Source organism: Aequorivita soesokkakensis (assembly GCF_001641085.1).
Taxonomy (GTDB): domain Bacteria; phylum Bacteroidota; class Bacteroidia; order Flavobacteriales; family Flavobacteriaceae; genus Aequorivita; species Aequorivita soesokkakensis.
The window spans coordinates 72,335-86,021 of sequence record NZ_LXIE01000012.1 but is presented as its reverse complement, the minus strand read 5'-3'; the positions used below and the strand labels follow the sequence as shown (position 1 = coordinate 86,021).

10 protein-coding genes are annotated in these 13,687 nt (G+C 34.7%); 2 read left to right on the top strand and 8 right to left on the bottom strand.

Annotated elements, in window-relative coordinates; genetic code table 11:
- Nucleotides 1–39: 39 nt before the first annotated feature.
- From A7A78_RS06560 to A7A78_RS06550, 3 genes are read right to left on the bottom strand one after another with little or no spacing between them, the layout of a single operon-like run.
- Nucleotides 40–678 carry a hypothetical protein gene (locus tag A7A78_RS06560; protein WP_068761651.1) on the bottom strand — a complete coding sequence of 213 codons (639 nt, stop codon included), beginning with the start codon at nucleotides 676–678 and terminating at the stop codon, nucleotides 40–42.
- A 1-nt stretch (nucleotide 679) separates the two neighbouring features.
- Entirely contained in the window at nucleotides 680–1,348 is a 669-nt protein-coding gene (locus tag A7A78_RS06555) for a hypothetical protein (protein WP_131811112.1), read from the bottom strand.
- A 32-nt stretch (nucleotides 1,349–1,380) separates the two neighbouring features.
- A complete protein-coding gene (locus A7A78_RS06550; RefSeq protein ID WP_068761649.1) occupies nucleotides 1,381–2,718 on the bottom strand; it encodes an OmpA family protein in 1,338 nt (445 codons plus the stop codon).
- 113 nt (nucleotides 2,719–2,831) lie between these two features.
- Between A7A78_RS06550 and A7A78_RS06545 the strand changes: the two genes are divergently transcribed.
- Complete coding sequence (locus tag A7A78_RS06545; protein WP_068761796.1) at nucleotides 2,832–3,371, top strand: RNA polymerase sigma factor; 540 nt, start codon at nucleotides 2,832–2,834, stop codon at nucleotides 3,369–3,371.
- 1 nt (nucleotide 3,372) lies between these two features.
- On the top strand, nucleotides 3,373–4,074 hold the full coding sequence (locus A7A78_RS06540) for a hypothetical protein (RefSeq protein WP_068761648.1): 702 nt from the start codon (nucleotides 3,373–3,375) through the stop codon (nucleotides 4,072–4,074).
- On the opposite strand, the gene A7A78_RS06535 is transcribed toward A7A78_RS06540, so the two are convergent.
- The 5 genes from A7A78_RS06535 to A7A78_RS06510 form a co-directional block, all read right to left on the bottom strand.
- Entirely contained in the window at nucleotides 4,054–6,861 is a 2,808-nt protein-coding gene (locus tag A7A78_RS06535; RefSeq protein WP_068761647.1) for a CHAT domain-containing protein, read from the bottom strand. The two genes, A7A78_RS06540 and A7A78_RS06535, sit on opposite strands and share 21 nt — an antisense overlap.
- A 1,141-nt stretch (nucleotides 6,862–8,002) precedes the next feature.
- The gene (locus A7A78_RS06530; RefSeq protein WP_131811111.1) at nucleotides 8,003–9,616 is read right to left on the bottom strand and encodes a T9SS type A sorting domain-containing protein; all 1,614 of its coding nucleotides are present in this window, start codon (nucleotides 9,614–9,616) and stop codon (nucleotides 8,003–8,005) included.
- Between the two features lie 397 nt (nucleotides 9,617–10,013).
- Nucleotides 10,014–10,637, bottom strand: coding sequence for a hypothetical protein (locus A7A78_RS06525; protein ID WP_068761645.1), 624 nt, complete (start codon nucleotides 10,635–10,637; stop codon nucleotides 10,014–10,016).
- A gap of 100 nt (nucleotides 10,638–10,737) precedes the next feature.
- Nucleotides 10,738–10,920 (bottom strand): hypothetical protein, encoded by a 183-nt coding sequence (locus A7A78_RS06520; RefSeq protein WP_068761644.1) that lies wholly within the window; start codon nucleotides 10,918–10,920, stop codon nucleotides 10,738–10,740.
- Between the two features lie 337 nt (nucleotides 10,921–11,257).
- Complete coding sequence (locus A7A78_RS06510) at nucleotides 11,258–13,672, bottom strand: HD domain-containing protein (protein WP_068761642.1); 2,415 nt, start codon at nucleotides 13,670–13,672, stop codon at nucleotides 11,258–11,260.
- Nucleotides 13,673–13,687 lie beyond the last annotated feature (15 nt).

Below are 13,687 nucleotides of genomic sequence, written 5' to 3'. Positions count from 1 at the left end.
ATTATTTGTTTTAATTAAAATTCACGCATCACGTTTCCGTTATTTTAAAACATCGTTTTTATCAATCCCGAAACTTTGAATGATAGGGGACGTAATTTTTCCATTGCCGGTAATTGACTTCCAGTTGCTGGGGCTATTGGCATCAGTAGCATCGCCTCCTCTGCCATCAATTTCAAATTCCATACTATCTTTGGTAAGTTTGGTGATTCGCATAATGCCTTCATAAGGCACTTCGGAAGCCATCATGCCATTTTCATTTACATCCATAAACATTGCTGTGGCCACGGGATTTTCTCCATCATAAGCATTGCTAACTGCAAACCTTCCTTCTAAGGGAAGCGAAAAATTATCAGGAATATGGTTTAGTATTGTAATAAAAGATTGACCCTCATTTCCTGTTAGCTGAAATGATATTGCCAGTCCGTCATTTTCCTTTTGAAATAAGACTGCCGCAGTCATTTTTTCCTCTCCATTTAAATAGGTTTTAGCAGCAGATTTATAGGTAACAAACCCAGCGTTACTGTCAAAATCTTCCGAGTCGGCCAAATCAACATGGCTTCCGGTCTTATTTTCTATTGCCTCTTCCATGCTTTCCTTCATGGCGTCTTGAAGCGTATTTTTTCCTTTATTACATGAAATAATGGAAAGGATGCCAAGTATAAAAACTAGTTTTTTCATGTTATTGATTTGTTTTAAATGCTTTATTGCCATTCCAGCTTCCTTCAGTCATTGCACTGTTCCACCCCCATTTACCTCCAAAGGAATTCCCTATAAATTGGAATTCCAAATAGCCTACGGCTCCATTGTTAGTAAAAGTTCCCTTTAAGGTTTTGGTGTTTTTATTGTAAGTGGCATTTATTTCCCCCACATTTTTATAGGAACCAGTAACTTTATCGCCAATCTGCTTCAATATCAAATCGCCATAAGTGGTGTTCCATTTTCCACTCCAAACGGCCGTTTTAATGTTTTTTGGCATTGCGTTGCTACTTGATTTTGCCTGCCCTGTCCACCAAAAATCTCGATTCGGACTGTTGTAATTAACATTGTTACCATAGCCCCAGAAACCTGAGAATTCTCGGTTGGTTTGCAAAGCGCTTATTTGAAGACGAAACTGCCCTGAATCATTCCCATTGTGGAATTCTCCTATAAATTCATTTCCCAATAGAAACCCTACCATTGTTCCGTTCTGTCCGTAATCACCATAAATTATATTCTTGTTTGGGTATTCATTTCCAGTTTCGGTAACAAAAGTTAGGTTTCCATATTTTGAAGTGAATTCACCTTGCCATTGCTGTGCGTTAATAGTCATTACTGTTACTAATGCTACTATTGATAGTATGTTTTTCATTTTTTAAGTCTTAATTGATTCCTGTTAATTGATTATAGTTTAATAAATTCAACTCTCCTATTATTTGCTTTGCCTAGGCTTGTATTGTTGCTATCTGTGGGCTCTGTTTCGCCCTTTCCAGCAGTTTGCATTCTGTTGCTGTCAATTTTGAATTCGGAAGCAAGTATATTTTTTACGGCAATCGCTCTTTTTTCAGAAAGCGTAAGATTGGAAGCTGCATCGCCATCACTATCTGTATGGCCTATTATAGATATGTTTACCGTTGGGTTTTCACTTAGCGCTGAAGCAATTTCTTTAAGAACCCCATAAGAGGATGCTTGGATTACATCAGAATTCACGTCAAATAAAATACCTCTGGTTACTAATTTTCCATCGTTAATTAATTTGCTTCGCGTGTCTGGCGCACCAACGGCATAGCGCAGGTTAGAAACCATAAATTCGTCTTTGTTTTCAGTTTCAGAGAAGTTCATGTATTTCGTACCCAGCTTAAAAACATTATATTTTTGTTTGCTGTTAAATGCCTGTGGAATGTCTATTACCTTATTTTCATTCGCATAAATCCGAAGCCTTGAATTTTGGCGCCAAATGGAAATTCTCACAAAGGCCGGTTCGGTGCCCTCATTTCCGCAGCCAAAATCTTTAATGTTCAGATTTTCATTTTGGTTAACCACCTCATTATTTTCAACTACATAGAACTTGGAAGAACCTTCACAACCTGCCCATTTCAACTGTATATAATCATATAGATATTCTTCCGACAAATCTTTTTTGGGATTGGAGGATGATGCTAAATAAAGTTGGTATTCCAAAATGTTATTGCTTCTGTAACGTGTGAAAACATCAAATTCCAAAGTGAAGTTATCGGGCATATCGCTAACGAACTCAGGTTGAAAATAACCATCCTTCGTCATAAACAACCATTTTTGGTCACTGCCCTGAAGCTGTACAACTTCTGCAGAAGAATTGGTATTCCAGTCCAATGGAAAATCACCGAGATTTGTGGTTGAAAAGTCATCAAAACCGATGATTTTTTCTCCGGGAACAAAGTCAAATTTTGAATATACTTTTATATTTTTCGAACCTGAATTGGAAGTAGAACTTGAGGAGCCGTTGGTAGGTTCGGAGCTGCCAATAATATCCTTCCCGTTGTTCTTTTTGTTCTTTTGCTTTTTATCCTTCTTTTTAAATATACTACCAATACCTTCTTCTACTTTATCTAAGGCCTTATCTACAGTTTCGCTAGCTTTTTCTTCGCCCCGGTTGTAGGTTTGGTCCTTAGTATTTCTAATTACTTTCCCGCCAACGGTTTCTTGTGCAAGCGCAACCGTAAAAAAAAGAACGGTGATTAATAGGGTACATACTGTTTTCATTTAATTCAATTTTTAGAGTTAATCTTAACTTAGTACCCAAAATGAAAAAAGGTAAACATCAGGTTTCTTTTTTTTTAATAGATTTGTTTACTTCTTGCCCCACAATCGTACTAATGAATAATGAAAAGCTTTTAATAAGCCGTTTAAAGTGTGATGACCCCGTAGTTATCAAGAAGTTTTACGAGGAAAATAAAAAGGGCTTTGCGTTTTTTGCAAGCCGGTATCAATTAGATCAGGAAGCTATTACAGACATTTATCAAGATGCGGTTATTGCGCTTATTGAGAATGCCAAAAAGGGAAGTATTGACGATTTGAAAAGTAACCTATCTACCTATTTGTTCGGGATTGGAAAATTCATGATTTATAAAAAGCTGAAAAAGGATAAGCGTACTGTTTCAATAGATGATGGCGAATTTCCAGAGGTGGCTTTTGATATGTATGAAGAAGAGGAAATTAATTTACAGCTGGCTTTACTTCGAAAAGGATTGAAGAAATTGGGGGAGCAATGCCAAAAGGTGTTACAGCTTTTTTATTACGAAGAAAAAAAACTGGATGAAATTCAGGAGCTTTTGGATTATACGAATAAAGATGTGCTAAAAAGTCAAAAATCGAGATGCCTAAAACAATTGAAAGAAATTATTAAAGAACGCTAGTATGGAGCAGGAGGAGTATATCAGGAAATATTTTGAAGGCGATTTGTCAGAAGAGGAAGCGCTCGCTTTCCAGAAATTGCTAAAGGAGGATCCTGCTTTTGCAGCTGCATTTGATTTTGAAAAAAATGTAAAAAAGGCTATTACACTTAATAAAAGGAAGGCCCTTAAGGAAACTTTTAAAGCGTATGAAAAGCCAAAGAAATCCTATAAGTGGCTATATGCCGCTGCAAGTATTGCGGTTTTAGTGGGTTTGTTCACTTGGAATTCTTTTTACAGTACCAACTATGATTCCCTTTACAACCAATATTATCAAACCTACCCCAACACTATTGCCCCGACAGTTAGGGGAACGGGAACAACAGATTTAAAATCGGAGGCCTTTTTTGCTTATGACACTGGAGACTACGAAACTGCCTTAAGTCTTTTTACTAAAATTTACAAATCCACTTCTGAGGACTACGCACTTTTTTACAAAGGAATTTCCTTGATGGAATTGGAGCAATATGAAGATGCACTCGCAGTATTTAACAATGGCGTTTTTGAGGAAAATAGCATATTCAAGTCCTATTCGAGATGGTATGCGGCACTGTCATATTTAAAATTGGAAAATAAGGCAGCTGCAACTGCAGTTTTGGAAAGCTTGACAAAAAGTGAAAATCCCCAAAGAGAGGCTGCAATAAAACTACTTGCCCGTTTGGAATAGCTTTCTTTTAAAAATTAAAAGCAGTATCAGTACAGTGAGACCTAGCAAAATATAAAGCCACCAAGTATTTGTTGTGGCAATTGCCGAAGTGTCTCCGTTTACAACAAATCCCGCCCAATAATACGGATGGCTTTTTAGAGGATTTTTCTTTATAAAAGTAGTTTTTGCATTTGCTAGGGCTATGTCTTTTTCTTCTCCATTTTTCAGATTTTGATAGAATGAAACCATAATCTCAGACGTTTCCTTATCGGGCACTTGCCATAGTGAGTACACACAAGATTTAACCCCAGCAAAGGTAAATGCACGCGAAATACTCATAATGCCTTCCCCATTTTTATAACTGCCCATACCGGTATTGCAGGCGCTTAAAACGGCAAGATCTGAAGGCAGTTTTAGATTGTAGATTTCTGAAAAGTACAGTTTTTCGTTATTGGAAAAGATTAAATTTGAAAGATTTTCATCTTCCTCATCCATAACGGAATGCATTGCCAAGTGAAGGATTTGGTACTTGGAAGCATTTTCGATAAAGGCATTTTTGGTAGCTTTTTCTGAATTGAAAAAGGTGCCATTAAACATTTCACTTATGGTTGTTGCTTCGGCTTTTGCCCCTTTCAAATCATAGTCGCCTGCACGGGTTATCATCGCTATTGCTTCATCTTCGGAATTGTTTTCGGACAATTTGTAATCTGGGGAAAAGACGAGCAAACTCTGGCTTTTGGTCTTGGGCAATTGCGATTGGGTGTTCCAGAGTTTTACGGAACTTGCATAGGAGATAGAAAAATCGCTTACAAGGAAATTAGCATTGTGTTTTAATGTTTCAAAAGGTAAATAACTCAAAAAGCTATTGGTCAAGATTATCAGTCTTCCATTTTTGGGAAGATTTAGGGGTTTCAGTAAAATTTCTGAAAGTTTTTCGGCTTCATCCGTATAATCCGCGTCAATGCTTATCAACTTATCGAAATAAGAACTACAGGCTTCCCTCAACTTTTTGTTTTCCTTTGAAATCAACTGCAAAGCAATAGATTCGTTGGTAACCTTAAACGCATAGGTAGTGCTATCAAAAACTACATAATCAATTAAAATTTCATCCTTTTTAAGCTTTTTCTGAATTTGCTGAAAGCCAACTTCATTGGAGGCAAACGAATTGAAAGCGGGATGTTCCTTTTCTAAACTGAGTTTGGTTGCCTCAATGTTGTTTTCCAGGAAGACTTTCTCACTCTTTATTTTTTTTATTTCATCAGCGTCCTTGGCAGCGGCTATTTTTATTGCTAGCGCCTCAATTTTGCTTTCAGTGGCGTGGATACTATCTGTCAATTTTTTGGGTTTAATAAAGGTGCTGCCTTGATTATTGTTTAAAAAACTGGCCCATAAAAAGTCAGATTTGTTTTTTTCTACCATTTCCAGGACCTCGCCTTTTTTATCCCCAAGTATAGTGGAACAGTACAGAAGCCCTTCATTTATTTCGTTTACCCGCTGGTTCAAATTGGGGTTGAAAGCATCACCCTGATATACCTTTTCGAAAAGATTAGATGCTTTTTTATAACAATTGTAGGCTCGCTCTAAAATAACTTTGTCTTTTGTTGCTTTATAATTTGATATATGCAAGCTTCCAATATCGCTCAAGTTGTGCAAGCTCATAAATCCTTGGTAGGTATTGGCCTCCCTGTTATAAAACGCTTCTACTTTTTGTATATATTTTTCAGACTCCTCATATTTTTTAAGATGCGATAAGGTTACGCCATAGTAATTGTAGAGACTTATTACATCAATAAAATTTTCAACGCCTTTTAGAGCCAGTGCTTCGGAAAAGTTTTTTTCGGCACTTTCCCATTTTTTAAACCGAATATCGGTCCATCCTTTTAAAAAGAGTAAATTAATTTGCCCTGCTGGGTAATTTTGATTGTATTTTAAAGCTTTGTCATAACTGTTTTGGGCTTTGTCGTAATCTTGAATGTTCCTTGTATAATACACGCCAATTTGGGAATACACATCATTTAAAAGCGCTAAATCATTTTCGGAATACTTTTTAGCTCCTTTGTTTAATGCATTTTCAAACAGGGCAATACTTTTTTCCATTTCACCGGCTTCGCCAACTGGCAATTTGTGGTACATAATATTACCTAAAGCCAAACTGGCTGTATTGATGCTAATTACTGAGTTACCGTCATGGGTAGCGTTTATAAAGCTACTGTCATTTTTGTTTTTCCCATAAAAGGCATTTAATTTATCGAGATATTTTTTTGCCGATGGATAGTCGCCGTAATACACTAGGGTAATTACGTAATAATAATATATATCGAAAACGAGCTGCTTGTTTTGTACTGTAATTTGTTCTGTGATGGCTCTTGCTGCATCTAGACTTTTTATTTGCTCGTCAACGTTATCTATCCTACTGTACATATTGGCAAACTCTAAATACGCTTTTGCGACTGCTTCACTTTTTTCCCCGTATAATGCTTTTTCGGCTAAATAATACTCTTGGCAGAGTTCTAAAGCCTTGGTGTAATTCTGGAGATAATCATAGGTTGTATAGCCTGTATATGCGGTTTTTGATAAAAGCGGAGTGTATTTTGGGTCTTTTGTTTTCTTTAAATAAGCAATTAGTTTTTCAGAAGATTCAGCAGCCTTTTGATCTTGGTGGTTATCTAATTGCGAAAGGTACAATTGCTCCAATACAGTAATATGATCGGCCTCAGATCTTGTTTTGTTATTTTCTAAAAAGGCAACTGCCTTTTGCACTTTTATGAGCTTTAAGGAATCATTAATTTCAGCTTTATAGGCATTCATAAGCTGCTTTAATGAATCTTGGGAAAATAGGGACTGGGAACTGACTATAAACAGAATTAGAAAAAAAGAGTAGGTCTTCTTCATGCAAAACGGTTATTACAAAAAAGTGTCAATTTTAAAGCAAATAACGTTAAACTCAAGGAAGTAGCAAAATATAGTAACGAAATGTGCATCATACTATGTGAAAAGGGAGTCTTGTACTTCCAGCCTATGCTAAACCCCTCCACTATCATACTAGGCAGCATTGGTTTTGAAGACCCTAAAACCTCAACGAGATGCGTTGATAAGGCAAAGGGTCACCTTCGCTAAAACTACTTTGACCTATGCGGAGAATATCCAGTATAACGTTTTGCTTAAGGCTTTAGGCCGTATTCTTTAAACTGTAAGCTAGAGTTCAACAATTAAACGATTAAACATTTCCACAATTAAACAATTCAACAATCTAATTGCTAATTGGTCATTGCTAATTGAAAAACCATTTCGAAAAACATAAGAAGAGAATCAGAAAGCTGGCCTCAAAAAATGAAAGGAATAAAAAAATCATCTTTCTATACACGACACTGCCTATATGTAAAGTAATTTCGAAAAACCGAACACAAATCAATAACGTGTAAAGAAAATGTAATTTCCTTTGCACATTGATTTATAATTAATTTTCTCTAATTACGATTCGTAAATTATTTGGCTCAATTAGCTAAAGATGGCCATCTTACAAAACACAAAATTGGGAGGGCAAATTATTATGTGAATGCTTCTGTTTTAAATGCTTTAAATTAAGGATTTTAAAATTTAGACGGGGCTTTTCTCACTTGTGCTTTTAACCTGGTGTTCTAATAGAAAACCACCTAATATAAAGCTTTATAGATTAACTTTTAACGGGCGGTCCTATCAAATATAGGTTTTAGCTGTTAGCTATAGGCTATACGCTATAGGCTGTAAGCTTTAGGCTTTTGTGAATGGGTGAATATGTGAGTATGTGAATGAGGGAGTTTTCAGTTTTGGGTTCTCAGTTTCTGGGTTGTGGGCGGAGCCGTCTACCCCACGGTTAGTCGCATTGCAAATGCTGGAATTAAATAGACACGCTTTTTAAAAGCGCGCCAGATGGGAGTGGGAATTATTTTAGCGATCGTGGATGTCCTTCTTAAATTAGAATCACTTTTTTTGTGACTGTTCCCTTTGTATTTTTAACTTTAATAAAATAAACTCCTCTTGCATAGGATGTAAAATCTATTTCTTTTTTAATAGTTGTTTTTAAAAGCACACCTCTAACATTATAGATTTCAATATTTTCAATAGTTTTACCCTTAACCCTCAATACATCTTTTGTTGGATTAGGGTATAAGACAATCAAATCATCTGAAAATGATTCCGTAGATAATGTGGCATCTGTCATTTCCGCGAATAGGGCATCCCCTCGATCTGGGGTTATTATATTTTGTCCATTATTATAAGTGAAATCATCGTCAATTCTACCTGCATACATTAGTTTACCATAACCATAGGATATACTATTTTGAAAATGACTAGCAGTGAATTCCGACGCCCATTTTACTTGTTGAAATTCATCAAGTTTTACAATAAATCCCGTGTTGGAAGAAATCGTGACTGTTGAAGGAGCTATTCCTATAACGGCACCCGAATTACTCCATCCTGAAAGATAGGCCTTATTATATTCATTAAATGAAATGGAAAAAATCCTCACACCATCGGGAGCAGGATGTTCATGCTCAGTAATTACAGAACCATCACTATTATAAAAGCCAACTAATCCGACCCCACCATTTTTATATCCACAAATTCCAATAACACCTACAGAGCTAATATCTAAAGAAATACCATAGCTAGAAAAATTGGACGGAAGCTCTAAAATTTGTTTTACCCAATTTTGAGTTCCATCAGGATTATAGGATAATAAAATTATTCCTTCATCATCATTACCATTATAGGCAGGTGAAATCTCTCCATCGTAGTATACTGGTCCGTCACTGTGACCCAAAACAATAACCTCATTTGTTTGAGGATGTATCTTAATATCTTGACCACTGGCAAACGTATTATGGGGGATACCGCCTGCTCGTTTTGCCCAGATAATGTTACCGTCTGGTTGATACTTAGCGACGAGCATATCCATTGTAGTACCAGTAGATGGGTTTGTAAGTGTTATTGTTCCACCTAATGTAACCGATCTCCTAAACAAACCTACTATATAAAGGTTTCCGTCCGAATCGGTAGTTAGTCCGACAAATGAATTGTTATCTCCCCCTAAGGTAGTGCCGGATTCATGCCATATGTATTCACCATCAGAATTTACCTTTATAATGACACCTTCACCTCCGGTCTGACCGGGAGCTTCTACCCCGCTTAAGATTTGCCCATCATACTCAAAGTTTTGGCCAACTGATTGAATTGCAAGGTAAAAGTCACCAAATGGATCGATATGAATATTTACAGCCATATCATTATAAATTCCGTCATCACCTCCAATTGTTTTCAACCATACTAAATTTTTTTGAGAATCTAGCTTGATGAAAAATGCATCACTCCTACCATTTGTATAATATTCATTGCCTTCATATACAAAAGGATTGCCAGTAGAATATCCAATAAGGTATGTTTCCCCTAGGCTATTTCTTATTGCTTTTACACCATGTTCATGATCACCTCCCGTTACGCTATTTGCCCAATCAAACTCTTGCGCGTTCAATCCGAATACCTGTAAAATGGTTAATAGAAAAAGAATTTTTTTGATTCGCAATATATATAGTGTTTATTCCAATTATATAATTAGGTTAATATTTCCAAATGTAACAAAAACAAAACCCCACCAATTACGGAAAACCGTAAAGGGGGTTTATTTAAACAGCCCACCTTCGCACGAGGCTTCGGTGGACACTAGCTCACCTTCGCACGAGGCTTCGGTGGACACTAGCCCACCTTCGCTATACATCTTCGTATACTCCTTCACTAAAGTTTCGGAGCACGAGGATGAGCTACGATGCACAAAGAAGCTTCGGTGGCCGAAGGGGGAGAATACCAAATATAAAAAAATAGTTTATTAGTTAGTCATTTCTCAGCAACCAGTTTATGCAACACTGCATTCATGTTGGGTCGTTCTGACCACACGAATGCTTATTTATTCCCACACGTTTTTATTACTTATTCTGTAAATTCCGAATATCAATAATTTTGTCCAAAGTCAAATATGTCGAAATGTCAAAATCTTTGTCCTCAGCGGCTGTAGCTTCTTTAAAAGCTTTTAAATAGTTATCTTTTGCATCAAGTAATTCTCCGTTCATAATTTGCCAATATGCTAAATTCCTCAAACGATATTGCATCTTTCGCGAATCATTGTCATCAGTCAGACCTTTTTTGGAATACAGTACTTCTCTTTCAGTATCAATGTTTTCTCTAAAACTAAAAACTTTCCATTTATTTTCTTTTTTATCGAGATAGCTGATTAATAAATATCTCAGGGTTAACGGTGTATTTGCTTTACTTAATGATTGAATTTCCAATAAAGCTTTGTAACCTTTAATTTCCTCAATATCTGTGTCAAAAAGCTTTTCAAAAAGTAAATTACTAGATGATACAATTGGAAAACTTTTTGAAGATTCAAACACTAAATCTACAAGCATTTCCTTTCCTTCTGGTAAGTCCAAAATTTTCAAAGCCTGCAATAAGTCGGTCGTTGTTTTTTGGGCATCCTCTAATTTATATTCTTGGGAAAAACTAAATGTTGTAATTAAGAAGAAAAGAAATATAGTAATTATTTTCATTTTTGAATGGGTTCTTTAATTGTATGGATTAATCATAAGTGAATTAAAATCTCGAATTAATTCCTTAATATAATTTTCAATGGCGGTTTTATTTTCAGTTTCATTTATGTCTAAATTCATTCGCTTTAGAAATCAATTTATCGGTTAGACTTTTCATTATCGGGCTAAAATTATTTCCGTTTTCTGCTTGTGCTTGGAAATTTCCACCATCGTTATAAAGAGATTGATATTTTTCTTTATGTTGTTGTAATATTTTATTCAGTTCGTTTTTTAGTTCTTTCATCGTTTTTTGTTCAAATGTGTGGCAACCACCCACACTCTCAACTTTATTGAGTTTATCCCTACATTTTGTTTGGCTTTGCCCAAGTTATTAAAAAATTTTATCTGTATGGTTTCCAAATATAAAACAAACTCAAACCCACCCATTACGGAAAACCATAAGAGTGGGTTTAATATCGGGGAGAATATCAAATATAAAGTTTTTTGCTTAATAGAACCGCTATCTATTTCATTTTTAGAAGCTACCAAAAGACAAAGCCGCTCAAAGCGGCTTATATATGTCCAATTTTTAAAAATTATTTAGTTGTGCACGGTTACCTTTGTTCTGATTTCGTGCTGTATTATAAGCTACTAAGAGCTCTTTTGAAATTCTCACTAAATGATAAACTTTCAAAAATTTCTAATAATTCATTCCAATAATCTTCGGAAACTGCGTTTTTAATTCCATTACAAATGATTTTAGCTAATTCCTCCTCAAATTCTGTCCATTTTTCACTTATTATTATTTCTGTTCTTGGTGAATTTAAGTCTAAATCTCTTTCTCCGCATATATCTACCACTAATATTAATGGAAATGGCCAGTTAATTTTTACTTGATTATTCTTCATTTGCCATGATTCAGGAAATAAACTGGAAGATATTTCTATACCGTGTAATGAAAGCTTAGATTTTGATTTTGCTAAAATACTTGTAGAGTCATCTGTTCTAATAGTACCACTATCACTTATCGTTATAGACTTTGAAGATTCCTTAATAGAATTTACATCAATTTTTAATTCTCTTTCTAATGTGTAAGTTTCTCCTTCAACTTCAACGTCTCTCGAGTTCAATTCTATATTCTTAACAGGTTTATCGTGACTCTCTAAAATCGCAACTGTAGCTGAACCGATTATGCCAATATCAACTTTATCAATTTCTATTTCAATAAATTTTATATTCTCATTTTCATGCCAAGTAAAATCCTTTAATGAATATGAAGTTAATTCTTTGAAACTGTCTTCATTTCTTATTTTTTTTTGAGAATTTGTTTGTATATTAATTTCAAATGGAGGGTTTGGAATAACGTTTTCTACATTTTTAATAAATTCATCCTCTGACATTCTTTCCCATGGGTTATGCTTTTTTCTTAGAATAAGTCGAGTAGAAGTACCTGGCGTTTCTCTTTTTCCATCTTTTATCCAAAAAATACTTTCTTGTCCCTCGACAGTCATGTTTATTGGATTGCTTGATTTATGCGAACCATATATTCGTTTTGTATCAACAATTAGCTCATCTGAAATCATAAATGTTGAAAGTATACCAATTCCAAATCTAGAAGTGGGAGAAAATTCTGCATTCGATTCTGCTTTAAGATTATAAAAGTCTTTTGATTTATAGAATGATGATCCTATTTTAGAATAATAATTATCAATAATATATTCATCCATTCCTGTTCCATTGTCAATTACTTCTAATATATCTTCGCCATTATCTTCATAATATTTTACATAAATTTTAGGCTCGTATAAATTACCCCATTTCATTTCTTGGGCTTTACGAAGTAAACAAGCATCTATTGAATTTTGAAGGAGTTCACGCAAGGCAACTTCAGGATTTCCATATAGCTTTGTTCCCATTAGTAACTCAATCACTTGAGTTTTACTTAAATTAAATTTTGTGTCTTTATATATGTATATAGGTTTATTCTTAATATCTGTTTTTGTTCTAATTTTCTCTCTATTTACTTTAAGGGGTAATTTTATATTTAATTCCCGATCTTTAGCTAGATGAAAATCATTCAAAGTTGAAATAATATTATTTGAAAGACTGAGTTCGTGGTCAATCATTGTGCAAAACTCATGAATAGAAGCTTCAATAACAGGATGTGAACATTTTGCGCTAAATTGAATTAATTCAGGATTAATTTCCCAAGCTTCAACTGCTCTATGTTTATTCCATTCCTTTACTGAAATTGGATTTCTAACATATAGATGTGAAAATAAAACAGAAGGAGTTCGTTTACCATCGAAATCAAGAATATCAGCAAGTCTCAATATAACTCCAACCAACGGTAAGCAAGCATATATGCCTGAACCACAAAGCAAATTTTTATCCAACTCGAGTAAGGAAAGAGCATCTTCATTATGACTATAGCATATCTGTGCTAATTCTACAGTTAAATCAGTATCTCGAAATTTTATTTTTTCAGACCAATCTTTTTCAATTATATCTCTTGCTCTATCTGCATGGGTTTGGCGAATATATTCCGTTATTAAATATGATTTAACTGTATCTGCTTGGGTATTTTGACCTTTTTTAATCAACTCAATTAATCTTTTTTCATCCTCCGGTCTAGAAGTATAAAATCTTTTAAAATCCTCAAGAATCCTTTGATCTTCTTTTTCAATTTCAGGGTGCACATCCCAAACTTTTTTCCAAGTTAAAACCTCCTCTTCATCAGGTGCCATTCCTATATCATGAAAAAATGCACTTACTATTAAAAGTAATAGTTCAGGACTGGTAAGTTTATCAATAGATTCTTTGGTTAATAACCTCTCCATTAAATTTAAAACTCTAAATAAATGGTCACCATCATGAAGGGTAAATTCACCCATATGTCTAACAACTGTCTTTGTTCTTTGGTATGCATACGAGGTACAATCTTCAACTAATGAAATTACATCAGTATCTTTATCTGAACAATTTTCTTTAAGAGCTTTATACAGTTCACTTTTTTTGAGCCTTAATAAAAACTCATCTTTGTAGTCGTCATTCATTTGGTTTACAGTGAT

Excerpts from the sequence above, each read along its gene's own strand:
- A7A78_RS06560 (WP_068761651.1), bottom strand. The coding sequence starts at position 678 with ATGAAAAAACTAGTTTTTATACTTGGCATCCTTTCCATTATTTCATGT.
- A7A78_RS06555 (WP_131811112.1), bottom strand. The coding sequence starts at position 1,348 with ATGAAAAACATACTATCAATAGTAGCATTAGTAACAGTAATGACTATT.
- A7A78_RS06550 (WP_068761649.1), bottom strand. The coding sequence starts at position 2,718 with ATGAAAACAGTATGTACCCTATTAATCACCGTTCTTTTTTTTACGGTT.
- A7A78_RS06545 (WP_068761796.1), top strand. The coding sequence starts at position 2,832 with ATGAATAATGAAAAGCTTTTAATAAGCCGTTTAAAGTGTGATGACCCC.
- A7A78_RS06540 (WP_068761648.1), top strand. The coding sequence starts at position 3,373 with ATGGAGCAGGAGGAGTATATCAGGAAATATTTTGAAGGCGATTTGTCA.
- A7A78_RS06535 (WP_068761647.1), bottom strand. The coding sequence starts at position 6,861 with ATGAATGCCTATAAAGCTGAAATTAATGATTCCTTAAAGCTCATAAAA.
- A7A78_RS06525 (WP_068761645.1), bottom strand. The coding sequence starts at position 10,637 with ATGAAAATAATTACTATATTTCTTTTCTTCTTAATTACAACATTTAGT.
- A7A78_RS06520 (WP_068761644.1), bottom strand. The coding sequence starts at position 10,920 with ATGAAAGAACTAAAAAACGAACTGAATAAAATATTACAACAACATAAA.
- A7A78_RS06510 (WP_068761642.1), bottom strand. The coding sequence starts at position 13,672 with ATGAATGACGACTACAAAGATGAGTTTTTATTAAGGCTCAAAAAAAGT.